The sequence below is a fragment of the Ancylobacter novellus DSM 506 genome (genome assembly GCF_000092925.1).
Classification (GTDB): Bacteria; Pseudomonadota; Alphaproteobacteria; order Rhizobiales; family Xanthobacteraceae; genus Ancylobacter; species Ancylobacter novellus.
In genome coordinates this window covers 3,742,437-3,764,918 of record NC_014217.1, presented here as the reverse complement: position 1 = coordinate 3,764,918, position 22,482 = coordinate 3,742,437, and the positions used below count along the sequence as shown (strand labels likewise).

Annotated in this window: 21 protein-coding genes; 10 read left to right on the top strand and 11 right to left on the bottom strand. The window is 68.5% G+C overall.

From position 1 onward, the window contains the following. Positions 1-5 precede the first annotated feature (5 nt). Complete coding sequence (gene hutC / locus SNOV_RS17745) at positions 6-743, top strand: histidine utilization repressor (RefSeq protein ID WP_013168348.1); 738 nt, start codon at positions 6-8, stop codon at positions 741-743. Between the two features lie 130 nt (positions 744-873). Here the strand turns inward: hutC and SNOV_RS17740 are convergent, their stop codons facing one another. The 10 genes from SNOV_RS17740 to hutI form a co-directional block, all read right to left on the bottom strand. Beyond that, complete coding sequence (locus SNOV_RS17740; RefSeq protein WP_417872117.1) at positions 874-1,725, bottom strand: transporter substrate-binding domain-containing protein; 852 nt, start codon at positions 1,723-1,725, stop codon at positions 874-876. A gap of 117 nt (positions 1,726-1,842) precedes the next feature. Next, a complete protein-coding gene (locus SNOV_RS17735) occupies positions 1,843-2,673 on the bottom strand; it encodes an amino acid ABC transporter ATP-binding protein (protein WP_013168346.1) in 831 nt (276 codons plus the stop codon). A 10-nt stretch (positions 2,674-2,683) separates the two neighbouring features. Next, complete coding sequence (locus SNOV_RS17730; RefSeq protein WP_013168345.1) at positions 2,684-3,355, bottom strand: amino acid ABC transporter permease; 672 nt, start codon at positions 3,353-3,355, stop codon at positions 2,684-2,686. Positions 3,356-3,512: 157 nt separating this feature from the next. After that, positions 3,513-4,157, bottom strand: a complete 645-nt coding sequence (locus SNOV_RS17725) for an amino acid ABC transporter permease (RefSeq protein WP_417872116.1) — start codon at positions 4,155-4,157, stop codon at positions 3,513-3,515. Between the two features lie 105 nt (positions 4,158-4,262). Then, complete coding sequence (locus SNOV_RS17720) at positions 4,263-5,636, bottom strand: LLM class flavin-dependent oxidoreductase (protein ID WP_013168343.1); 1,374 nt, start codon at positions 5,634-5,636, stop codon at positions 4,263-4,265. A gap of 59 nt (positions 5,637-5,695) precedes the next feature. After that, positions 5,696-6,256: a HutD/Ves family protein gene (locus SNOV_RS17715; protein ID WP_013168342.1), complete on the bottom strand. Its 561-nt coding sequence runs from the start codon at positions 6,254-6,256 to the stop codon at positions 5,696-5,698. Beyond that, positions 6,256-7,923 carry a urocanate hydratase gene (gene hutU, locus SNOV_RS17710; protein ID WP_013168341.1) on the bottom strand — a complete coding sequence of 556 codons (1,668 nt, stop codon included), beginning with the start codon at positions 7,921-7,923 and terminating at the stop codon, positions 6,256-6,258. The genes SNOV_RS17715 and hutU overlap by 1 nt, the downstream gene beginning before the upstream one ends. Further along, entirely contained in the window at positions 7,920-8,744 is an 825-nt protein-coding gene (gene hutG, locus SNOV_RS17705; protein ID WP_013168340.1) for an N-formylglutamate deformylase, read from the bottom strand. The genes hutU and hutG overlap by 4 nt, the downstream gene beginning before the upstream one ends. Before the next feature lie 4 nt (positions 8,745-8,748). Then, on the bottom strand, positions 8,749-10,284 hold the full coding sequence (hutH, locus tag SNOV_RS17700) for a histidine ammonia-lyase (protein ID WP_013168339.1): 1,536 nt from the start codon (positions 10,282-10,284) through the stop codon (positions 8,749-8,751). Then, positions 10,281-11,489 carry an imidazolonepropionase gene (gene hutI / locus SNOV_RS17695; protein ID WP_210160663.1) on the bottom strand — a complete coding sequence of 403 codons (1,209 nt, stop codon included), beginning with the start codon at positions 11,487-11,489 and terminating at the stop codon, positions 10,281-10,283. The genes hutH and hutI overlap by 4 nt, the downstream gene beginning before the upstream one ends. Positions 11,490-11,581: 92 nt before the next feature. Here hutI and SNOV_RS17690 point away from each other — a divergent pair, with 92 nt between their 5' ends. Further along, positions 11,582-12,934: a formimidoylglutamate deiminase gene (locus SNOV_RS17690; protein WP_013168337.1), complete on the top strand. Its 1,353-nt coding sequence runs from the start codon at positions 11,582-11,584 to the stop codon at positions 12,932-12,934. Between the two features lie 48 nt (positions 12,935-12,982). Here SNOV_RS17690 and SNOV_RS17685 read toward each other — a convergent pair whose 3' ends face one another. Continuing rightward, positions 12,983-13,978 (bottom strand): LacI family DNA-binding transcriptional regulator, encoded by a 996-nt coding sequence (locus SNOV_RS17685; protein WP_013168336.1) that lies wholly within the window; start codon positions 13,976-13,978, stop codon positions 12,983-12,985. A gap of 156 nt (positions 13,979-14,134) precedes the next feature. Here SNOV_RS17685 and SNOV_RS17680 point away from each other — a divergent pair, with 156 nt between their 5' ends. From SNOV_RS17680 to SNOV_RS17645, 8 genes are all read left to right on the top strand, one after another. Further along, a complete protein-coding gene (locus tag SNOV_RS17680) occupies positions 14,135-15,193 on the top strand; it encodes a sugar phosphate isomerase/epimerase family protein (RefSeq protein WP_013168335.1) in 1,059 nt (352 codons plus the stop codon). Then, positions 15,190-16,326 carry a Gfo/Idh/MocA family protein gene (locus SNOV_RS17675; RefSeq protein WP_013168334.1) on the top strand — a complete coding sequence of 379 codons (1,137 nt, stop codon included), beginning with the start codon at positions 15,190-15,192 and terminating at the stop codon, positions 16,324-16,326. The genes SNOV_RS17680 and SNOV_RS17675 overlap by 4 nt, the downstream gene beginning before the upstream one ends. Next, positions 16,323-17,834 carry a sugar ABC transporter ATP-binding protein gene (locus SNOV_RS17670; protein WP_013168333.1) on the top strand — a complete coding sequence of 504 codons (1,512 nt, stop codon included), beginning with the start codon at positions 16,323-16,325 and terminating at the stop codon, positions 17,832-17,834. Before SNOV_RS17675 ends, SNOV_RS17670 begins: the two co-directional genes overlap by 4 nt. Next, positions 17,827-18,828: an ABC transporter permease gene (locus SNOV_RS17665; protein ID WP_013168332.1), complete on the top strand. Its 1,002-nt coding sequence runs from the start codon at positions 17,827-17,829 to the stop codon at positions 18,826-18,828. Before SNOV_RS17670 ends, SNOV_RS17665 begins: the two co-directional genes overlap by 8 nt. A 25-nt stretch (positions 18,829-18,853) precedes the next feature. Beyond that, positions 18,854-19,813 carry an ABC transporter substrate-binding protein gene (locus SNOV_RS17660; protein ID WP_013168331.1) on the top strand — a complete coding sequence of 320 codons (960 nt, stop codon included), beginning with the start codon at positions 18,854-18,856 and terminating at the stop codon, positions 19,811-19,813. Positions 19,814-20,096: 283 nt separating this feature from the next. Then, on the top strand, positions 20,097-20,882 hold the full coding sequence (locus SNOV_RS17655; RefSeq protein WP_013168330.1) for an amino acid ABC transporter substrate-binding protein: 786 nt from the start codon (positions 20,097-20,099) through the stop codon (positions 20,880-20,882). Positions 20,883-20,954: 72 nt separating this feature from the next. Continuing rightward, complete coding sequence (locus SNOV_RS17650) at positions 20,955-21,635, top strand: amino acid ABC transporter permease (protein WP_013168329.1); 681 nt, start codon at positions 20,955-20,957, stop codon at positions 21,633-21,635. Next, on the top strand, positions 21,632-22,396 hold the full coding sequence (locus SNOV_RS17645; protein ID WP_013168328.1) for an amino acid ABC transporter ATP-binding protein: 765 nt from the start codon (positions 21,632-21,634) through the stop codon (positions 22,394-22,396). The genes SNOV_RS17650 and SNOV_RS17645 overlap by 4 nt, the downstream gene beginning before the upstream one ends. Positions 22,397-22,482: the final 86 nt, after the last annotated feature.

Below are 22,482 nucleotides of genomic sequence, written 5' to 3'. Positions count from 1 at the left end.
CCGGCGTGACAGTCCAGTCCCAGATCGTCGAGCCGGCCGCGAGCCTGCACCAGCGCATCCGCGCCGATATCGAGGCGCGGATCCTCTCGGGCGAATGGCCGCCGGGCCACCGCATCCCCTTCGAGCACGAGCTGATGGCGCAGTATGGCTGCGCCCGCATGACGGTCAACAAGGCGATCGCCGGGCTGGTCGCGGCCGGGCTGGTGGAGCGCCGCCGGCGCGCCGGCTCCTTCGTGGCGCAGCCGCGGCTGCACTCGGCCATGCTGCACATCCCGGACATCCCGGTCGAGGTGGCCGCGCGCGGCGAGGCCTATTCCTATGTGCTGCTCGGGCGCCGCCGCCGGCTGGCGAACGAGAAGGACCCGGTCGACTTCTCGGCGCAGAGCGAGACGCGGGAAGTGCTGGAGCTGTCCTGCCTGCATTCGGCCAATGGCCGCCCGCTCGGGCTGGAGGAGCGGCTCATCAGCCTCGCCAGCGTGCCCGAGGCGGCGGAGGCCGATTTCGCGGTGACGCCGCCCGGCTCCTGGCTGTTGCACCATGTGCCGTGGACCGAGGCCGAGCACCGCATCCGTGCCGTCAGCGCCAATGCCCGCGCCGCCGAGGCGCTGCATGTGCCGCGCGGCGCGGCCTGCCTGAGCCTGGAGCGCCGCACCTGGCGCGGCGGCGAGACCGTCACCTATGTGCGCCAGCTCTTCCGCGGCGACGCCTACGACCTCGTCGCGCGGTTTTCGCCGCAGGGGTAGCTGGAAAACGGCGTCATCCCGGACGCCGCGAAGCGGCGAGCCGGGATCGCTCGCCATTCTGGTGACGATCCCGGATACGGCCTTGCGGCCGTTCCGGGATGACGATGACGGGAAAGGCCGGAAAGCGCGCTCAGAAGCTCGCTTCGGTCACCTGGTCCGGCGTCTCCATCTCGGTGCCGAACCACTTCTTCTGCAGCGCCGCGAGGCGACCGTCATGCTTCATCTTGATGATGATCGCATCGACCGCGTCCATCAGCGACTTGGCGTCCTCGGCCTTGGTGCCGATATAGCCGAAATAGACCGGCTTGCCGAAAGGCGGCTGCACCACCTCGAACACGTCGGGCTTGGTCTTGGCGAGGAAGGCGATGTTCGGCAGCGAGTTGGCCACCGCCACGATGCGCCCGGCGCCGAGATCGGCATAGGACTGGCTGAAGTCGACATACTCCTGGATCGCCGAGGGCGGCGGGTTCAGCGTCTTGGCGAATTCCTGCAGCTGCGCGAGCTGGGCGGTCGCCTTGGCGCTGCCGACCTTCTTGCCGGCGATGTCCTCGGGCTTGGTGATCGAGGTGTCGCCCTTCTTCTTCAGGATCGCGACCGTCGCATTGGCGATCGGCGAGGAGAAGCGGTAGCGCTCCATGCGCGCCTTGGTGATGGTGGCGGGGCCGGCCACCATGTCGAACTTGCCGGCCTCGAGGCCCGGCAGCACGCTCGGCCAGGGCAGGTCGAGGAAGGTGATCTTGACGCCGAGCTCCTTGCCGATCTCGGCGAAGATCTCCTTGTTCATGCCGGCCTGCTTGCCGTCCTCGACGAAGTCGAAGGGCGCGAACTGAAGCTCGGTGCCGACCGTGAGCTCGCCCTTGGCCTTGGCCTTGGCGAGCACGTCCTCGGCCTTGGCGAGGCCGCTGAAGCTCATGGTGGCCGCGACGCCAAGCGCGGCAAGGCCGGCAAGGCGGGTCACGGCGGACCGCCGGGTAAGCTGCATCATCTGTCTCTCCTGTTCCCTTGGAAGCTTGGGGTGACGCGCTCGGTCCCCGGCTTGCCTTATGCGGTTAAGTATAGACATAAGCGTTTTCGCGCCGCAACAGCGCGCGCGGCCGCCTCACGGCGCCGGCACCTCGTCCGCGGTCTGCCAGAAGACGTTACGCTCGAAGTAGTTCTGCAGGAACTGGCGCAGGCGCGGGTTCTCATCGCGGCGGAACACCTGCTCGGGCGAGCCGGAGGCGCCGATCACGCCGTGGTCGATGAACACCACCGTGTCCGCCACCTGCGCGGCGAAGCCCATCTCATGCGTCACCACCGCCATTGTCATGCCCTCGGCTGCGAGGTCGCGCATCACCTGCAGCACCTCGCCGACCAGCTCGGGGTCGAGCGCCGAGGTCGGCTCGTCGAACAGCATGATGTGCGGCTCCATGGCGAGCGCACGGGCGATGCCGACGCGCTGCTGCTGGCCGCCGGAAAGCTGGCTCGGATAGGCCTCGGCGCGATTGGTGAGCCCGACCTTGTCCAGCATGGCGCGGGCGCGCTTCGTCGCGTCCTCGCGGGGGATGCCGCGCGCGAGCTTCAGCGGCATGGCGACGTTCTCCAGGGCCGTCATGTGCGGCCACAAATTGAACTGCTGGAACACGAAGCCGATGTTCCGCCGCACCCGCGCCACCTCGGCGTCGGAGACGCGCCGGCGCCGGCCGCCTTCCAGCGCGAAGCCGAGCAGCTCGCCCTCGATATAGATCTCGCCCTCGCTGTACTCCTCTAGGAAGGCGATGCAGCGCAGCAGCGTCGACTTGCCCGAGCCGGACGGGCCGATGATGCAGGTCACCTCGGACTTGCGGATGGCGAGGTCGATGCCGCGCAGCACCTCGGCCGGGCCGAAGCGCTTCCACACGCCGCGCACATCGATGATCGGGCGGGCATCCAGGCTTGTTTTCACGTTCATGTCCGCCCTTTCAGCCCTGGGTGCGCAGCATGAAGCGGCCGACCCGCTTCTCCAGCCGCCGCGCCGCGGCGGTGACGATTTCGAGGAACGCCCAGTAGACGAGCGCGAGGAACAGGAGCGTCTCGGCGAAGGCGAAGGTGGTGGAGCCGATCGACTGTATCACCGAGGTCAGCTCGTTCACCGTGATGACGGAGAGCACCGCCGTCTCCTTCGACAGCAACACCGTCATGTTGGCGAGCGCGGGGAGGATGATCACCAGCATCTGCGGCAGTTGCACATGGCGCACGATGGAAAGCCGGGAGATGCCCATTATCCGCGCCGCCTCGATCTGGCCGACAGGGACAGAGAGGAAGCCGGCGCGAAAAATCTCGGAGAAATAGGCGCCGCCATAGAGCGCGAGACCCGCCATGCCCGCCACCAGCGGCGTCAGGTCGAGGCCGAAGAATGGCCCGCCATAATAGATGACGAAGAGCTGGATCAGGAACGGCGTGCCGCGCATCAGCGCGACGTAGAAGGTCAGCGGCGCGGCGACCCAGCGATTGGTGAAAAGCTGGACGATGGCGACGACGAGGCCGATGACGAGGCCAAGTACGGTGCCGGCCACCCAGATGAGGATGGTCAGCAGCATCCCGTCGAGGATCTCGCGCCAATTGTCGGTGAGGATGGCGGGGTTGAAGGTCATGGGGCGACGCTCCAGCCAATGACCATCCTTCGAGGCTCGCTGCGCTCGCACCTCAGGATGACGGCGCACTTTACGAACGACGTCATCCTGAGGTGCCGGGCAAAGCCCGGCCTCGAAGGATCGTCGAAGAAGAGCGGGATATCGAAACGAGCAAGGCTCATCGCGCCTTCTCCACCCGGAAGCGGCTCTCGGCGAAGTCGCCGGCCAGCGTGATGGCGCCGTTGATGAGGAAATAGATCGCGCCCGCGGTCAGGTAGATCTCCAGCGGCTGGAAGGTCGAGGTGGCGATGTTCTGGGCGAGGCGGGTCAGCTCCAGCACGCCGACCACCGAGATCAGCGAGGAGGCCTTCACCATCATCGTGGTCTCGTTGACCAGCGAGGGGAGGGTGAAGCGCACCGCCATCGGCACCTCGATGCGGGTGAGGATCTGCACCCGGTTGAGGCCGACCATGCGCGCGGCCTCGATCAGGCCGGCAGGGATGCCGAGGAAGCCGCCGCGCAATATCTCGGCGATATAGGCGCCGGTGCACAAGGCGAGCGTGCCGACCGCCGCCACCGAGGAGGGCACGTTCACCCCGATCAGCGGCAGGCAGTAATAGGAGATGAGCAGCTGCACCAGGAGGGGCACGCCGCGGAAGAAGCTGACATAGAAGGCGGCAATGGCGCGCATCGGCTTCGATTGCGACAGGCCGGCCGCGCACATCAGCGTGCCGATGCAGAAGCCGATCGCCACCGAGGTCAGGGAATAGACCACGGTCCAGACCGACGCCTCCAGCAGCATCGGCAGGGATTTGACGATGATCGCGGTGTTGAACATCAAGGCACTCTCGCGGGGCGCGTATTCACGCTAGCCCGCCGGGGACGACGATAGGAAGCGATCCGAAGCAAATTTCCCGCCAGCCGGCGGTCAGGAGGCGTCCGCCAGCGCGCCCTTCTGCCGGCGCGCGCGGGCATAGCGGTTCTCCGGCGTCGGCAGGCCGAGATTGGCGCGCAGCGTCGTGCCCTCATATTCCTCGCGGAACAGCCCGCGCCGGCGCAGTTCCGGCACCACCAGCTCGACGAAATCCTCCAGCGCCGAGGGCAGGGTCGGGAACATCAGGATGAAGCCGTCGGCCGCAAAGCCCTCGAACCACTCTTCCATGAAGTCGGCGACCATTGCCGGCGTGCCGGTGATGCCGTTGCCGGTGTGCTTCTCGCTGAACAGGCGGATCAATTCGCCGACCGTGTGGCCCTTCATGACGAAGTCGGTCAGTTCGTCGAACAGCGCCTTCGAGCCCTTCGGCGCGGCCGGCAGCCGGTCCTTCGGGAAGGGCTCGTCGAGCGGCACGCCGGAGAGGTCGGCTTCGAGGAACTCGGCGAGCATCTGCCGGCCGACATCGGGGTGCAGCTTGTCGGCGAGGAAGGCGACTTTCTCGCGTGCCTCGGCCTCGGTGCGGCCGACATTGAGCACCACGCCGGGCATGACCTTCAATTCGTCCGGAGCGCGGCCGAACTTGCCCATTCGCTCCTTCAGCGTGGCGTAGAAATCCTGGCTGCGCTTGAGGTTGGAGGCGAGCGAGAACACCACCTCCGCCGTCTCCGCCGCCAATTCGATGCCGGCCTCCGAGCCGCCGGCCTGCGCGATCACCGGCCGGCCCTGCGGCGAGGCGGCGATGTTGAGCGGGCCGCGCACCTGGAAGTGCTTGCCCTTGTGATGGAGCGTGTGGAGCTTGTCCTTGTCGTAATAGACCCCGCTCTCGCGGTCGAGCTTCAGCGCATCGGCTTCGAACGAATCCCAGAGCCCGAAGACGACGTCGACGAACTCCTTGCCGCGCTCGTAGCGCAGCGCGTGCGGGTCCAGCCCCTCGCGGTTGAAGTTGTAGCCGGTCTCGTCATGGTCGGACGTGACGACGTTCCAGCAGGCCCGCCCGCCCGACAGATGGTCGATGGAGGCGAAGATGCGGGCGAGGTTGAACGGCTCGTAATAGGAGGTGGAGGCGGTCGCCACCAGGCCGAGATTCGCGGTCGAGACCGCGAGCGCGGAGAGCAGGGAGAGCGGCTCGAAGCGGTTCATCTTGGTCGGCAGGCGGCACAGCGCCTCGGGGTCGCCGATGGCGGCGGCGGGGGAATCCGCCATGAACATGAAGTCGAACTTCGCGGCTTCCGAAATCTGCGCGACTTTCAGCAGATGGCGGAAATCGTTGGCGCCATTGACGTCGCTCGCCGGGTGCAGCCAGCCGGCCGGGTTGTAGCCGAAAGTGTAGACGAAGGTTCCGAGCTTCAGCTTGTCCGCACGGCGCATGGCGGCCTCTCCTGTTCGCTCAACGAGCATCTTATGTATAGACCTAATTGTCGAGCCGCTCAGCCTTCGGCCCACAGCTCGACGAGGAAAACCTCGCCTTTCCCGACGATATTGAGCCGCGCCGGCGCGTCGAAAAGCAGGGCGTCGTCCACCCCCAGCCGCACATCGGCAGCGGTCAGCCCATCCACGCGGGCGAGCAGCAGGTTCGTGTCGCCCGTCGCCTCCAGCGCTGCCTTCCCGTCCACTACGTAGCGGGCCAGCCGGTGGGTGAAACGACCGCGCCGGCTCATCGCGTTGAGGTCGAGGATCGGCCCGCCGAGCAGCCGGCCGAAGGTCGGCGCGCCGCCGGGGAAGGACGCCGGTTCACCATCGCGCGTCACGCGGAGCGTCCCGCGCCCCTCGACGTCAAGCGCAATCCCCTCGCCCTCCAGCACCGCGAGCGTGCGGTCGATATCGGAGAAAGCCGAGAACGGCCCGTCCGCCGTCACGCCCGCCATGCTCAGGCGCCAGCCGAACGCCTCCAGCCCCGCGCCTTCGGGGAAGACCGCCACTTCGGTGGTCGAGCCGCCGCCATTCTTCCACGGCATGACCTTGTGGTCGGCCGTGCGGAGAACCCGCATCAGCCGAGAATCCCCGGCAGGTTGAGCTGGTGCTCCCTGGCGCATTCTATGGCGATCTCGTAGCCGGCATCGGCATGGCGCATCACGCCGGTCGCCGGGTCGTTCCACAGCACGCGGGCGATGCGGGCATCCGCTTCCGGCGTACCGTCGCAGCAGATCACCATGCCGGCATGCTGGGAGAAGCCCATGCCGACGCCGCCGCCATGGTGCAGCGACACCCACGTTGCGCCCGAGGCGGTGTTGAGCAGCGCGTTGAGCAGCGGCCAGTCGGACACCGCGTCCGAGCCGTCGCGCATCGCCTCGGTCTCGCGGTTGGGCGAGGCGACGGAGCCGGAATCCAGATGGTCGCGGCCGATGACGATGGGTGCCTTGAGCTCACCCGTGCGCACCATCTCGTTGAAGGCGAGGCCGAGCCGATGGCGGTCGCCGAGGCCGACCCAGCAGATGCGCGCCGGCAGGCCCTGGAAGTGGATGCGCTCGCGGGCCATGTCGAGCCAGTTGTGCAGGTGCGGATTGTCGGGGATCAGCTCCTTCACCTTGGCGTCGGTCTTGGCGATGTCCTCGGGGTCGCCGGACAGCGCCGCCCAGCGGAACGGGCCGATGCCGCGGCAGAACAGCGGGCGGATATAGGCCGGCACGAAGCCGGGGAAGTCGAAGGCGTTCTCGACGCCTTCTTCCAGCGCCATCTGGCGGATGTTGTTTCCATAGTCGACGGTCGGGATGCCGGCATGGAAGAAGTCGAGCATCGCCTTCACATGCACGGCCATCGACGCCTTCGCCGCCTTGGCGACACTCTTCGGGTCGACCGCACGGCGGTCCTCCCATTCGGCCAGCGTCCAGCCGAGCGGCAGGTAGCCGTTGATCGGGTCATGCGCCGAGGTCTGGTCCGTCACCATGTCCGGCCGCACGCCGCGCTTCACCAGCTCGGGCAGCACCTGCGCGGCATTGCCGAGCAGGCCGACCGAGAGCGGCTTACCCTCTTCGCAGGAGCGCTCGATCATCAAGAGCGCCTCGTCGACGCTGGTGGTCGAGGTGTCGAGATAGCCGGTGCGCAGGCGGAACTCGATGGAGGAGGGCCGGCATTCGACCGCGAGGCAGCTCGCCCCGGCCATGGTGGCGGCGAGCGGCTGCGCCCCGCCCATGCCGCCAAGGCCGCCGGTGAGGATCCACTTGCCCTTCAGCGAGCCGCCGAAATGCTGGCGGCCCATCTCGACAAATGTTTCGTACGTGCCCTGCACGATGCCTTGCGCGCCGATATAGATCCACGATCCCGCGGTCATCTGGCCGTACATGGCGAGCCCCTTGCGGTCGAGCTCGTTGAAGTGCTCCCAGGTCGCCCAGCGCGGCACGAGGTTGGAATTGGCGATCAGCACGCGCGGCGCGTCCTTGTGGGTGCGGAACACGCCGACCGGCTTGCCGGACTGCACCAGCAGCGTCTCGTCCTCGCCGAGCTTGCGCAACGCGCTAACGATGCGGTCGAAGCTCTCCCAGTCGCGCGCGGCGCGGCCGATGCCGCCATAGACCACCAGCTCGCCCGGCTTCTCGGCGACGTCGGGGTCGAGATTGTTCATCAGCATGCGCAGCGGCGCCTCGGTGAGCCAGCTTTTCGCCGAGAGCTCCGGGCCGCGTGGGGCGCGGATGGTGCGGCTGTTGTCGATGCGGGTCATGAGCGGGCTCCTTGCGAGCGGGCGAAGGCGATGCACGCCTCGAGGATGCGGATCAGCGCCGCGCGGCAGGGCGCGGCAAAGGCGGGGTCGTATTGCGTCGGCCAGTTCGCCGCGTCGACCGGGCCGAGCGGCTCGGCCATATAGGCACGGCAGGCGAGCTCCATCTGTACGGCATGGACGCCGCGTTCCGGCTGGCCGTAATGGCGGGTGATGTAGCCACCCTTGAAGCGGCCATTGCTGACGCGGTTGAGGTCGGTGGCGTCGCAGATCACTTCGATCTCCGCCTGCAGTTCGGGTGCGCAGCTCGCGCCGGAATTGGTGCCAATATTGAAGTGCGGCAGCGTGCCCTCGAACAGGCGCGGGATCACCGAGCGGATCGAGTGGCAGTCATAGAGCACGATCGTGCCGTGCGTGGCGCGGGCATGCTCGATCTCGGCCGACAGCGCCGCGTGATAGGGCTCGAAATACGCCGCCTTGCGCGTCGCGACGTCCGGCCCCTTGCCGGGCCTGTAGAGCGGCTCGCCGTCGAAGGTGGTGGTCGGGCACAGCTCCGTCGTCGCCTGCCCCGGATAGAGCGAGACGCCGGAGGGATCGCGGTTCACGTCGATGGCGGTGCGGGAGATCGAGGTGCGCACCACGCTCGCGCCGAGCCCGGCGGCGAAATCGTAGAGCTTTTCGATCCACCAGTCGCAGTCCTTGCGGGCGATCCACTCGGAGACGAGGTCGCCGGCGATCTCGTCGGGGATGTCGGTGCCGGTATGCGGCAGCGAGACCACGAGCGGCGCGGTGCCGCGGTGGACGGAGATGAAGGAGGGGGTCATCGCCTCACGCCCCGCTGATCGCCGGCAGCATGTCGCCCGCCAGCGCGGCGATCGCGCCCGAGCGCACCAGCGCGTTGGCGGCTTCCATGTCCGGGGCGAAATGGCGGTCGTCGTCGAGATGCGGCACCGCGGTCCTCAGCGTCTCCCGCACCTTCTCCAGCGCCGCCGAGGAGGCGAGGGGTGCGTGGAAGTCGCAGCCCTGTGCCGCCGCGAGCAATTCGATGCCGACGACGCAGACCGCGTTCTCCACCATCCCCGCCAGCCGGCGCGCGCCATGCGCGGCCATGGAGACGTGGTCTTCCTGATTGGCCGAAGTGGGGATGGAATCGACGCTCGCGGGATAGGCGCGCTGCTTGTTCTCCGAGACCAGCGCGGCGGCGGTGACCTGCGGGATCATGAAGCCGGAATTCAGCCCCGGCTTCGGAGTCAGGAAGGCCGGCATGCCCGACAGCGCCGGGTCGACCAGCATGGCGATGCGCCGCTCGGCGAGCGAGCCGATCTCGCAGACGGCCAGCGCGATCATGTCGGCGGCGAAGGCCACCGGCTCGGCGTGGAAATTGCCGCCCGATAGTGCCACCCCGTCCTCGGCGAAGATCAGCGGATTGTCGGAGACGCCGTTGGCCTCGGTCTCCAGCGTCGACGCGGCCTGCCGCAGCACGTCGAGGCAGGCGCCCATCACCTGAGGCTGGCAGCGCAGGCAATAGGGGTCCTGCACCCGCTCGTCGCCGACGAGGTGCGAGGCGCGGATCGCCGAGCCCGCCATCAGCCTGCGCAGCGCCTCGGCGGTCTCGATCTGGCCGCCATGCTTGCGCAGCGCGTGGATGCGCGGATCGAAAGGCGCGTCCGAGCCGCGCGCCGCATCGGTCGACAGCGCGCCGGTGACGAGCGCCGAGCGGAACAGGTTCTCGGCCTCGAACAGGCCGGCCAACGCATTGGCAGTGGAGAATTGCGTGCCGTTGAGCAGCGCCAGCCCTTCCTTCGGGCCGAGCTCGACCGGCGCGAGGCCAGCGTCGGCCAGTGCCGTCGCGGCGGGCAGGCGGGCGCCGCCGACGAAGATGTCGCCAACGCCGATCATGGTCGCGGTCATGTGCGACAGCGGCGCGAGGTCGCCGGACGCGCCGACCGAGCCCTGGCAGGGCACGACGGGGGTGAGGCCCCTGGCCAGCATGGTTTCCAAGAGTGCCAGCGTCGCCGGCTGGATGCCGGAGGCGCCCTGCGCGAGGCTGGCGAGCTTCAGCGCCATCATCAGCCGGGCGATGGGCACCGGCATGGGGTCACCGACGCCGGCGGCGTGGGAGAGCACGATGTTGCGCTGGAGCGTGGCGAGGTCCTCATCGCCGATGCGCACGGTCGCGAGCTTCCCGAAGCCGGTATTGATGCCGTAGACCGGCTCGCCCTTGGCCAGGATGTCCCGCACCGCCTTGGCCGAGCGCTCCACTGCCGGCAGGCAGGCGGGGTCGAGCCCGACCGGGGCACCGCGATAGACCGCGCGCCACTCGCCGAGCGAGACGGCGCCGGGTTTCAGGACGATCTCGCTCATTTCCCCCTCCAGACGCGAGCATGCAGCGGGTTGAACCCCATGCGGTAGACCAGCTCGGCCGGCCGCTCGATGTCCCATATGGCGAGGTCGCAGCTCTTGCCCGCCTCCAGCGTGCCGACATCGGCGAGACGGCCGAGTGCTCGGGCGGGTTCGCGGGTGACGCCCGCGATGCATTCCTCGACGGTGAGCCGGAACAGCGTCGCGCCCATGTTCATGGTGAGCAGCAGGGAGGTGAGCGGCGAGGTGCCCGGATTGCAATCCGTCGCCAGCGCGATCTTCGTGCCGTGCCGGCGGAAGAGGTCGACCGGCGGCAGCTTGGTCTCGCGGATGAAGTAGAAGGCGCCCGGCAGCAGCACGGCGACGGTGCCGGCAGCGCTCATGGCCGCCGTGCCTTCCTCGTCCGTATGCTCCAGATGATCGGCCGAGAGCGCGCCGAAATCCGCCGCCAGTTTCGCCCCGTGCAGATTGGAGAGCTGGTCGGCATGCAGCTTCACCGGCAGGCCGAGCGCCTTCGCCGCGGTGAAGACGCGCGCAACCTGCTCCGGCGAGAAGGCGATGCCTTCGCAGAAGGCGTCGACCGCGTCGGCGAGCCCCGCCTGCGCGATTTCCGGCAGCATCTCGATGACCTGGCCGATGTAGGCGTCCTTGTCGCCATTCGCCTCCGGCGGCAGAGCATGGGCGCCGAGGAAGGTGGTGGCGACCGAGACGGGCCGGGCCTCGCTCAGCGCGCGGGCGGCGCGCAAGCTCTTCAGCTCCGCCTCGCGCGAGAGGCCGTAGCCGGATTTCACCTCGATGGTGGTGACGCCCTCGGCGATCAGCGCGTCGAGCCGGCGAAGGGCGGAGGCGACGAGCTCCGCCTCCGTGGCGGTGCGCGTGGCCTTCATGGTCGAGACGATGCCGCCCCCTCGACGGGCGATCTCCTCATAGGAGGCGCCGGCGAGGCGCAGCTCGAATTCATGCGCGCGATCCCCGCCGAAGACCAGATGGGTGTGGCAGTCGATCAGGCCCGGGGTGATCCAGCGGCCTTCGCAATCGATGGTCTCCGTCGCCTCGAAGGCCGGCGCGTCGGCCGCATCGTCGGCATAGAGGATGCGCCCGCCGGCCGCGGCGATCAGCCCGTCCTCGACGATGCCGAGGCCCTCGCGGGCCGGGTCGAGCGTCGCCAGCCGCGCCCCTCGCCAGACTCGGTCGCAGCGCATCGGCATCTCCTCGACGATGGGTGACAGGGGCTGCAATAATGTCTATACATAATCGCACGCCGAACCTCTTGTCCATAGCCTTCCGGAGCGACGCCGCGATGACCCGCCTGTGGTTTGAATCCGCTTTCCTCGCAACGGGTTGGGCGAAGGACGTCGCCGTCACTATCGAGAACGGCGTCATCACGGCGCTCGTTCCCGGCAGCGCGCCCACCCCCGGCGACGAGCGCCACGCGCTTGCCTTGCCCGGCCTGCCGAACCTGCACAGCCACGCCTTCCAGCGCGCCTTCGCCGGCGCCACCGAGGTGCGCGGGCCGACCGGCGACAGCTTCTGGACCTGGCGCGAGGCCATGTACCGCGCGGTCGACCGCATGGACCCGGAGGACGTCGAGGCCATCGCGGCGCAGGCCTATGTCGAGATGCTGGAGGCCGGCTTCACCCGCGTCGGCGAGTTCCACTACCTGCACCACGACCGCGATGGACGCGCTTATGCCGACATAGGCGAGCTTTCCACCCGCATCGCCGGCGCGGCTGAGGCGACCGGCATAGCCCTGACGCTGCTTCCGGTCTTCTACGCTCACAGCGGTTTCGGCGGGCAGGTTCCGAGCCACGGCCAGCGGCGCTTCATCAACGATGTCGAAAGCTTCGGCCGGCTGATGGGATCGGCGGCGCGCGCCATCGCCCCGCTGCCCGACGCCGTGCTCGGCCTCGCCCCGCACAGCCTGCGCGCGGCGACGGTCGAGGAGATCGCCGCGATCCTGCCGCTCACCCATGGCCCGGTCCATATCCACGTCGCCGAGCAAATGAAGGAGGTCGAGGACTGCCTCGCCTGGAGCGGCCGGCGGCCGGTCGAGTACCTCCTGGACAGCGCGCCGGTGGATTCCCGCTGGTGCCTGATCCACGCCACCCACATGACCCCCGACGAGACCGTGCGGATGGCGCGGAGTGGCGCAATCGCCGGGCTCTGCCCGATCACCGAGGCCAATCTCGGCGACGGCATCTTTCCCGCGCCCGAATTCGTCGCGGCGGGCGGCGCCTATGGCGTCGGCAGTGATTCCAACGTGCTGATCGACGCGGCCGGCGAATTGCGCCAGCTCGAATATTCCCAGCGCCTCGCCCGCCGCGCCCGCAACGTGCTGGCGATGGCCGAGGGTCGCTCGACCGGCGCGACGCTGTTCCAGTCTGCACTCGCAGGCGGCGCGCAGGCGCTGGGCGGGACGGTGGGGCTTGCGGTCGGCGCCCCCGCCGACATCGTCAGCCTCGATATGCGCCATCCCGCGCTGGAAGGTCGGCAGGGCGACGCGGCGCTTGACGGCTGGGTCTTCGCCGTGGCGCAGGGCAGCGTCGACTGCGTCTGGCGCCGGGGTACGAAGCTGGTCGAGCGCGGCCGTCATCGTGATCGCGAGGCCGTGCGGCTACGCTTCCGCGCCGCGCTGGCCAGGATCGTCGCCTGAGCGTCCGGCGAGGGCCGCTGTGCAGCTATTGTCTTGCCGCGCCCGCGCCTAACCACCGGGCGGCGCGGTGCTGCCGCGTAGCACCAGCTCGACCGGCAATATGGTGTCGTCGGCTCTGTCGTCGCCGCCGATCCGGTCGAGCAGCCGTTGCGCCGCCCTGCGGCCCAGCGCCTCGCGCGGCTGGCGGATGGTGGAGAGCGCCGGCGTCATGTGCGACACCAGCTCGATGTCGTCGAAGCCCATCACCGAGACATCGCGCGGCACCATCACGTCGTGATGCTGGACTTCGCCGATGAAACCGCAGGCCATGGCGTCGCTGGCGAGGAAGACGGCGGTGGGCCGCTCATGCGGCGGTAGCGCCAGCCAGGCGGCGCCGGCGCGCCTGCCCGATTCCAGCGAGAAGTCGCCGGGAAAGACCATCGGCGCCGGCAATCCGTGCGCGGCAAGCGCCTGCTCGGTGCCAGCGAGCCGCGCCTCACTCAGCACATTGCCGCGCGGGCCGGCGACATGGGCGACGCTGCGGTGGCCGAGCCCGATGAGATGCTCGACCGCCATCATCGCCGCCTCGCGGTTGTCGATCTTCACCCGCGGCGCGGCGATGCCGGGTATCCATTCGCAGGCCAGCACCAGCGGCAGGCGGCCCGCGAAGCCTTCCGCCGGCAGCGTGCCGTCGAGCACGATCAGCCCGTCCGCCCGGCTCGGCTCGGCATAGGTGAGGATCGAGCGCCCGCCCTCCGCCCGCGTGTCGGCGACGAGCAGATTGTAGCCGGCCGGCGCCAGCACCGCCGCCATGCCCGCGAGGATCTGCGAGAAGAATGGATTCGACAGATTGGGCACCAGCGCCAGCACGCCGCCGGTGCGCCTTATGCGCAGATTGCGCGCGGCCTGGTTGAGCCGGTAACCGGTCTGGCGGATCGCCTCCTCGACGAGGCGGCGCGTCTCGGCGCTGACGATCTCGGGATTGGAGAGCACGCGGCTGACCGTCGCGGTGGAAACGCCGGCGAGCCGCGCCACGTCCACGATCTTCGGCCTCTGGTGCTGCATTGCCTCTCCTTAGACGCGCCGCAGGGTGGATGGCAATCGAATCGCCATGACGTCAAGGCACCCCTCTTGCAATCGATTACATAACTCCGTTACGCTGAATGCAACCGATTACAAGAACAGAGCGGTTGGCCGGTACGCCCCGGTCGGGAGGAAAAGATGCGGACGATCAAGGGACCGGGCCTGTTTCTGGCCCAGTTCATCGGCGCCGACGCGCCTTTCAATAGCTGGGACGGGATCACGCGGTGGGCCGCCGGTTGCGGCTATATCGGCGTGCAGGTGCCGACCAACGATCCGCGCATCCTCGACCTCGACAAGGCGGCCGCCTCGCGTAGCTGGTGCGAGGAATGGGCCGGACAGGGCGAGGCGAACGGCACCGTCGTCACCGAGCTGTCGACGCATCTGCAGGGCCAGCTCGTCGCGGTGCACCCCGCCTATGACGCGATGTTCGACGCCTTCGCCCCCGCGAGTGTGCACGGCAATCCGGCGGCGCGGCAGGAATGGGCCGTCGATCAGGTGAGGAAGGCGCTCACCGCCTCCCGGCATCTCGGCCTCACCGCCATGGTCAGCTTCTCCGGCGCCCTCGCCTGGCCCTATGTCTATCCCTGGCCGCAGCGCCCAGCCGGGCTGGTCGAGGAGGCCTTCGACGAGCTGGCCCGCCGCTGGCTGCCGCTGCTCGATTTCGCCGATGAGTGCGGCGTCGACATCTGCTTCGAGATCCATCCGGGCGAGGACCTGCATGACGGCGACACCTTCGAGATGTTCCTCGACCGGGTCGGCCAGCATCCCCGCGCGAAGATGCTCTACGACCCCTCGCACTACGTGTTGCAGCAGCTCGATTATCTCGACCATCTCGACATCTATGCCGAGCGGATCGGCATGTTTCATGTGAAGGATGCCGAGTTCAATCCGAACGGCCGCAAGGGCGTCTATGGCGGCTACCAGCCCTGGCTGAAGCGGGCCGGCCGTTTCCGCAGCCCCGGCGACGGGCAGGTCGATTTCGGCGCCATCTTCTCCAAGCTGGCGGCGATGGACTTCCCTGGCTGGGCGGTGGTCGAGTGGGAATGCTGCCTCAAGCATCCCGAGGACGGCGCGCGCGAGGGCGCGGCCTTCGTCAAGCACCACATTATCCGCGTCACCGAGAAGGCGTTCGACGACTTCGCCGCCGCCGGCACCGACAAGGCCGCCAATCGCCGCCTGCTGGGGCTGGATCGATGAGCCCGCCGATCCGTTTGGGCATGGTGGGCGGGGGCACCGGCGCCTTCATCGGCGCAGTGCATCGCATCGCCGCGCGGCTCGACGGCGAGTTCACGCTCGTCGCCGGCGCGCTGTCCTCGACGCCGGAGAAGGCGCGGGAATCGGGTGAGGCGCTCGGCCTCGCCCGTTCCTATGACGACTACGTCGCGATGGCGAAGAAGGAAGCCCGGCGCAGGGACGGCATCGAGGCGGTGGCCATCGTCACGCCGAACCATATGCATGCCGGCCCGGCCATCGAGTTCCTCAAGCGCGGCATCCACGTCATCTGCGACAAGCCGCTGACCGCCACCATGGCGGAGGCGAAGAAGCTCGCCCGCGTCGCCGAACAGGCGAAGGCGTTGTTCATCCTCACCCATAACTACACCGGCTATCCGATGGTGCGTCAGGCCCGCGCCATGGTGGCAGCGGGTGAGCTCGGCCGCCTCCGGCTGGTGCAGGTGGAATATGTGCAGGACTGGCTGACCGAGCCCGCCGAGCGCCACGGCTCCAAGCAGGCGGAGTGGCGTACCGATCCGGCGCGCTCGGGCGCGGGCGGGGCCACCGGCGACATCGGCACTCACGCCTACAACCTCGCCTGCTTCGTCTCCGGCCTGACGCCGGAAGCGCTGGCGGCGGACCTCTCCGTCTTCGTGCCCGGCCGCGCGCTCGACGACAACGCCCATGTGCTGCTGCGCTTCGAGGGCGGGGCGAAGGGCATGCTGTGGGCGAGCCAGGTCGCGCCGGGCAACGAGAACGGCCTGCGCCTGCGCGTCTATGGCGAGAAGGGCGGGCTCGAATGGGCGCAGGAGGACCCGAACTATCTGTGGTTCACGCCCTTCGGCAAGCCGAAGCAGCGCCTCACCCGCGGCGGCCCCGGTACGGTGCCTGACGCAGCCCGCGTGACCCGCACCCCACCCGGCCATCCCGAGGGATATCTGGAAGGCTTCGCCAACCTCTATGCCGAGGCGGCGCGGGCGATCCGCGCGCGGCAGGCGGGCGAGGCGATCCCGGCGGAAGTGACCTACCCGACGATTGCCGACGGGCTCGCGGGCATGCGCTTCGTCGAGGCCTGCGTGCGCTCCTCGGGTCGCAACGCCGCCTGGGTGAAGCTATGACGGTGGCCCCGGTGCTGGAGCTGCGGGAGGTCCGCAAGAGCTTCGGGCCGATCGAGGTGCTGCACGGCGTCGACTTCGCGCTCCATCCGGGCGAGGTGCATGCGCTGATCGGCGAGAACGGCGCCGGCAAGTCGACGATCATGAAGATCCTAGGCGGCTTCCTGGAGCCGACGTCCGGGCAGGTGCTGCTCGACGGCCAGCCGGCGCCCTATGCGAGCGGCGCCGAGGCCGAGGCGGCCGGCGTGGTGGTGATCCATCAGGAGTTCAACCTCGCGCCCGACCTCACCGCCACGGAGAACATCTGGCTGGGGCGCGAGCTCGGCCGTGTCTTCCTCGACCACAAGGCCATGCGTGCGGGCACGCAGGCTCTGCTCGACCAGCTCGATACCCACATCAGTCCGGATGCGCGCATCGCCGACCTGCCCGTCTCCGACCGGCAGATGGTGGAGATCGCCAAGGCGCTGTCGCGCAAGGCGCGGGTGCTGATCATGGACGAGCCCTCCGCCGTGCTCACGCGGCGCGAGGTGGAGATCCTGTTCCGCCAGATCGACCGGCTGCGCGAACAGGGCGTGGCGCTGCTCTACACCTCGCACCGGCTGGAGGAGGTCACCCGCCTCGCCGACCGCGTTACCGTGCTGCGCGACGGTGCCGTGGTGCGCCGGGCGATGCGCGGGGAACTGACCGAGGACGGCATGGCCACCGCCATGGTCGGGCGCGACCTGCAGGACATCTATCCCGAGCGCCGCCACACGAAAGGCGAGGTGGCGCTGGAGGTACGTGGCTTCCACGTGCCGCCGCTGGTGCACGACGTGTCCTTCACCCTGCGCCGCGGCGAGGTGCTGGGCATTTCCGGCCTCGTCGGCTCGGGCCGCACCGAACTCGCCGAAGGGCTGGTCGGGTTGCGTCCCGCGACCGGCGACATCAGGCGCAACGGCGTCGCCGTGCATATCCGCTCGGTGCGCGAGGCGGCGCATCACGGCATGGCCTACCTCACCGAGGACCGGAAGGAGCGCGGCCTGCTGCTCGACAAGACGCTGCGTGAGAACCTCACGCTCTCCACCCTGCCGCGCTTCGGCACGCCCTTCATCTCCGACGCGCGCGAGGAGACGGCGCTGACGGAGGCGATCGGCGAGTTCGACATCCGCGCGCCGCGCCGCGACATGAAGGTCGGCAACCTCTCCGGCGGCAACCAGCAGAAGCTGCTGCTCGCCAAGACGCTGCTGCCCGACCCGGAGATCGTCATCATCGACGAGCCGACGCGCGGCATCGACGTCGGCACCAAGAGCCAGATCTACGCCTTCATCGACAAGCTCGCCTCGGAAGGGCGCAGCGTCATCGTCATCTCCTCCGACATGCCGGAGATCCTCGGCCTGTCCGACCGGGTGCTGGTGATGCGGCAGGGCCGGCTCGCCGGCGAATTGGAGGGTGAGCGCATCAGCGAGACCAATGTGGTGCGGCTGGTGATGGGCACCAGCGAAGGCATCAACGGGGAGGCCGTCCATGGTTGATCAGGCCGCCTCCCGCCCCGCCTCCTCCTTCCGCCTGCCGAGCCTGTCGGCGCTGGGCCCGCTGCTGGCGCTGATCCTTCTGGTCGCGCTCGGCGCCTTCCTCAACGACAATTTCCTTTCGCACGGCAACATCACTAACGTGCTGGCGCGCTCGGCCTTCATCGGCATGATCGCGGTGGGCATGACCTTCGTCATCACCTCGGGCGGGCTCGACCTGTCGGTCGGCTCCATGGCGGCCTTCATCGCCGGGGTGATGATCCTCGCCATGAACGCTCTGCTGCCCTCGATGGGCGTCGGCGTGCCGCTGATCCTCGCCGGCATGGTCGTGGCGCTCGCCGTCGGTCTCGCCGCCGGCCTCGCCAACGGCCTGCTGGTGACGCGCGCCGGCATCGAACCCTTCATCGTCACGCTCGGCACGATGGGCATCTTCCGCTCGCTGGTGACGTGGCTGGCGGATGGCGGCACGATCAGCCTCGATTTCGCGGTGCGCCAGCTCTACCGGCCGGTCTATTACTCGGGTCTCTTCGGCATCGCCTGGCCGATCATCGTCTTCGCGCTCGTGGCCATCGCCGGGCAGATCGCCATGCGCCATACCCGCTTCGGGCGCTATTGCGAGGCCATCGGCTCGAACGACAAGGTGGCGCGCTATTCGGCGGTGAGCGTCGAGGGCATCAGGCTCGCGACCTATGTGCTGCTCGGCCTGCTCGTCGGCCTCGCCACCATCATGTACGTGCCGCGCCTCGGCTCGGCCTCTGGCTCCACCGGCATGCTGTGGGAGCTGGAAGCCATCGCCGCCGTCATCATCGGCGGCACGGCGCTGAAGGGCGGCTATGGCCGGGTCTGGGGCACGGTGGTGGGCGTGCTCATCCTCAGCCTCATCGACAACATCCTGAACCTTGCCGACCTGGTCTCGCCCTATCTCAACGGTGCGATCCAGGGCGTCATCATCGTGCTCGCGGTGGTTCTCCAACGCGGGAAGAAATCATCCGCCTGAGAGCGGAAGCAACGGGAGGAACACAATGGAACGCAGGACTTTTCTCGCGACGGCTGCCGCCGGCGTAGCGGCTGCCGGCCTCGCCGCTCCGGCGCTCGCGCAGGGCAAGAAGGCGGTGATCGGCGTCTCGATCCCCTCCGCCACCCACGGCTTCATGGGCGGGCTGAACTGGCACGCGCAGGAGACCATCAAGCGGCTGAAGGCCACCTATCCGAACCTCGACTTCGTGCTCGCCACCGCCGGCGCGGTCGGCAAGCAGGTGAACGACATCGAGGACATGATGGCCACCCGCAACATCGACGCGCTGGTGGTGCTGCCCTTCGAATCCGAGCCGCTGACCAGCCCGGTCAAGGCGGTGAAGGACGCCGGCAAATGGGTGACGGTGGTCGATCGCGGCCTGTCTCAGGCGGGCATCGAGGACCTCTATGTCGCCGGCGACAACACCGCCTTCGGCCGCGTGGCCGGCGAGTACTTCAAGGCCAACCTCAAGCCCGGCGCCAAGATCGTCGTGCTGCGCGGCATCCCGACCACGCTCGACAACGAGCGGGTGGATGCCTTCAGGAAGGCCATCGACGGCTCGGGGATCGAGATCCTCGACATGCAGCACGGCAACTGGAACCGCGACAAGGCCTTCTCGGTGATGCAGGACTACCTGTCCAAGCACAAGAAGATCGACGCGGTGTGGGCGGCGGACGACGACATGGCCATCGGCGTGCTGGAGGCCATCTCACAGGCCGGCCGGCAGAAGGAGATGTGGATCGTCGGCGGCGCCGGCATGAAGGAGATCATCAAGCGCGTCATGGATAAGGACCCGCAGATCCCGGTCGACGTCACCTATCCGCCGGCGCTCATCTCGACTGCGCTGGAGATCACCGCGCTGCGCTTCGTCTCCGATACGCCGGTCTATGGCCGCTTCATCATCGGCTCGACCCTCGTGACGCCGGCGAACGCCGCGCAGTTCTACTTCCCCAACAGCCCGTTCTGAGGCTCGTCATCCCGGCCGAAGCCGCAGGCGGAGGCCGGGATCGTTTTCCGACTATGGCTCGCGATCCCGGATACGGCCGCATGACCGTTCCGGGACGACGCACGCAGGCGGGCGCTTCGCTGGCGGCAGCGCGCGAAGCTATTGTCTACTAATCGACTAGAATATAGGAAGGCGCATCGATGCACCGTCGATGGCGCCGACGCCGGCGCGACCTATCTCTTGAAGGACGGGGACGCGGATCGCGCGCCCGCAATGCGGCAGCCCACTGCCGGGGAGTGACATGATGAACACCCTTCTGACCAGAGTCCTTGCCGCTGCCGGGCTCGCCGTGGCGCTCCAGCTGGGCGGCGCGGCGGTGGCAAGGGCCGACGACCTCGCCGCCATCAAGCAGGCCGGCGTCATCAAGATCGGCACCGAGGGCACCTATCCCCCCTTCACCTATCACGACGGCTCGAACCAGCTCGTCGGCTTCGACGTCGAGATCGGCCGCGAGATCGCCAAGAGGCTCGGCGTGAAGGCGGAGTTCCTGGAGGGCAAGTGGGATGGCCTGATCGCCGGCCTCGACGCCCGCCGCTACGACGTCGTCATCAACCAGGTCGGCATCACCGAGGCGCGCAAGGCCAAGTACGATTTCTCAGAGCCCTACATCGCCTCCAAGGCGGTGCTGATCGTTGCCGACGGCAATGATGCGATCAAGAGCTTCGAGGATCTGAAGGGCAAGCGCGCGGCGCAGTCGCTGACCTCGAATTTCGGCAAGCTGGCCGAGAAGTACGGCGCCACGCTGGTCGGCACCGACGGCTTCGACCAGTCGATCCAGCTGGTGCTGACCGGCCGCGCCGACGCCACGCTGAACGACAGCCTGTCCTTCCTCGACTTCAAGAAGCACAGGCCCGACGCGAAGGTGCGCATCGTTGCCGAGGAGAAGGATGCCGACCATTCCGGCGTCATCCTGCGCAAGGGCAATCCCGAGCTGGTCGCCGCCATCAACAAGGCGCTCGACGAGATCAAGGCCGACGGTACCTATGCGAAGATCGCCGACACCTATTTCGGCGCCGACGTCTCGAAGTAAGCCCTCCAAGGCGTCATGATCGTTGCAGGACCGGCCGCTCGGCCGGTCCTGTCGTATCGAGGGATGACCGACGTGCCCCACTGGCTCGACCTGATGCTGCAATCGCTCGGCCCTCTGCTCTGGGCCGGGCTGGTCTTCACCGTGCCGCTGACACTGCTCTCCTTCGCCCTCGGGCTGACGCTGGGCTTCCTCACGGCGCTCGCCCGGCTCTATGGGCCGCGCCCGCTGGCCGGGCTGGCGCGCTTCTATGTCTGGATCATCCGCGGCACGCCGCTCCTGGTGCAGCTCTTCGTCATCTTCTACGGCCTGCCGAGCGTCGGCATCCTGCTCGACGCCTTCCCGGCGGCGCTGATCGGCTTCACGCTGAATGTCGGCGCCTATTCGTCGGAGATCGTGCGGGCGGTGATCGCCTCCATCCCCAAGGGCCAGTGGGAGGCGAGCTATTCCATCGGCATGAGCTGGTCGCAGGCGCTGCGCCGCACGGTGCTGCCGCAGGCCGCGCGCACCGCCGTGCCGCCGCTGTCGAACACCTTCATCTCGCTGGTGAAGGACACTTCGCTCGCCGCCGCCGTCACCGTGCCGGAACTGTTCCAGGCGGCGCAGCGCATCGTCGCCGTCACCTATGAGCCTCTGATCATCTACATCGAGGCGGCGCTGATCTACCTGGCGCTGAGCTCGGTGCTCTCGGCGCTGCAGGACCGGCTGGAGAAGCGGCTCGCCCGCTCCAGCGGCCTCGTGGAGGCCGCGGCATGATCCGGCTGACCAACATAGAAAAGAGCTTCGGCCCCCTCGCCGTCTTGCGCGGCGTCAGCCTGACCGTCGCGGAGGGCAGCGTCACCGCCCTCATCGGCCCCTCGGGCTCGGGCAAGTCGACGCTGCTGCGCTGCGTGAACCTGCTGGAGATCCCGGAAGCCGGCGAACTCGTGCTCGGCGAGGAGACGGTGCGCTTCACCGCCCGCCCGCCGGACCGCGAAACCATACGCCGGGTGCGGCTCCAGACCGGCATGGTGTTCCAGAACTTCCAGCTCTTTCCCCACCGTACGGCGCTGGGCAATGTGATGGAGAGCCTTCTCGTCGTGCTGAAATGGCCGGAAGCGAAGGCCCGCGCCCGCGCCATGGAGCTGCTCGACAAGGTCGGGCTGGCGCACAGGGCCGATGCCTGGCCGGCGCAGCTTTCCGGCGGCCAGCAGCAGCGCGTCGCCATCGCCCGCGCGCTCGCTTCTTCGCCGCGCGTGCTGCTCTGCGACGAGCCGACCTCGGCGCTCGATCCCGAATTGGCGCTGGAGGTGGTGGAAGTGCTCACCCAGCTCGCCCGCGAGGGCACGACGATGATGATCGCCACTCACGATCTGCGCCTCGCCGCCAGCGTCGCGCAGGAGGCGGCGCTGCTGGAAGCCGGCGAGATCGTCGAGAGCGGGCCGGCGCGGGAGCTCTTCACCAGCCCCCGCCAGGAGCGCACCCGCCGCTTCATCTCCACCCTGCGTGCCGAGGCGCCGGGCATCGTGGCTACGTAAAGCCTGGCGCGGGTGTCTTTCGCGAATGCCCGCCTCCGCCGCCGGCTCGGCGACGTGCCTTTTTGCATCGCCTTGCGCCATTGATG

Coding starts and splice junctions, on each gene's coding strand:
- SNOV_RS17665 (WP_013168332.1), top strand. CDS start 17,827: ATGGTTGATCAGGCCGCCTCCCGCCCCGCCTCCTCCTTCCGCCTGCCG.
- SNOV_RS17645 (WP_013168328.1), top strand. CDS start 21,632: ATGATCCGGCTGACCAACATAGAAAAGAGCTTCGGCCCCCTCGCCGTC.
- hutH (WP_013168339.1), bottom strand. CDS start 10,284: ATGAGCGAGATCGTCCTGAAACCCGGCGCCGTCTCGCTCGGCGAGTGG.
- hutI (WP_210160663.1), bottom strand. CDS start 11,489: ATGCCGATGCGCTGCGACCGAGTCTGGCGAGGGGCGCGGCTGGCGACG.
- SNOV_RS17670 (WP_013168333.1), top strand. CDS start 16,323: ATGACGGTGGCCCCGGTGCTGGAGCTGCGGGAGGTCCGCAAGAGCTTC.
- SNOV_RS17690 (WP_013168337.1), top strand. CDS start 11,582: ATGACCCGCCTGTGGTTTGAATCCGCTTTCCTCGCAACGGGTTGGGCG.
- SNOV_RS17715 (WP_013168342.1), bottom strand. CDS start 6,256: ATGCGGGTTCTCCGCACGGCCGACCACAAGGTCATGCCGTGGAAGAAT.
- SNOV_RS17685 (WP_013168336.1), bottom strand. CDS start 13,978: ATGCAGCACCAGAGGCCGAAGATCGTGGACGTGGCGCGGCTCGCCGGC.
- SNOV_RS17675 (WP_013168334.1), top strand. CDS start 15,190: ATGAGCCCGCCGATCCGTTTGGGCATGGTGGGCGGGGGCACCGGCGCC.
- SNOV_RS17655 (WP_013168330.1), top strand. CDS start 20,097: ATGAACACCCTTCTGACCAGAGTCCTTGCCGCTGCCGGGCTCGCCGTG.
- SNOV_RS17735 (WP_013168346.1), bottom strand. CDS start 2,673: ATGAACGTGAAAACAAGCCTGGATGCCCGCCCGATCATCGATGTGCGC.
- SNOV_RS17660 (WP_013168331.1), top strand. CDS start 18,854: ATGGAACGCAGGACTTTTCTCGCGACGGCTGCCGCCGGCGTAGCGGCT.
- SNOV_RS17720 (WP_013168343.1), bottom strand. CDS start 5,636: ATGCGCCGTGCGGACAAGCTGAAGCTCGGAACCTTCGTCTACACTTTC.
- SNOV_RS17740 (WP_417872117.1), bottom strand. CDS start 1,725: ATGCAGCTTACCCGGCGGTCCGCCGTGACCCGCCTTGCCGGCCTTGCC.
- hutG (WP_013168340.1), bottom strand. CDS start 8,744: ATGACCCCCTCCTTCATCTCCGTCCACCGCGGCACCGCGCCGCTCGTG.
- SNOV_RS17730 (WP_013168345.1), bottom strand. CDS start 3,355: ATGACCTTCAACCCCGCCATCCTCACCGACAATTGGCGCGAGATCCTC.
- hutU (WP_013168341.1), bottom strand. CDS start 7,923: ATGACCCGCATCGACAACAGCCGCACCATCCGCGCCCCACGCGGCCCG.
- SNOV_RS17680 (WP_013168335.1), top strand. CDS start 14,135: ATGCGGACGATCAAGGGACCGGGCCTGTTTCTGGCCCAGTTCATCGGC.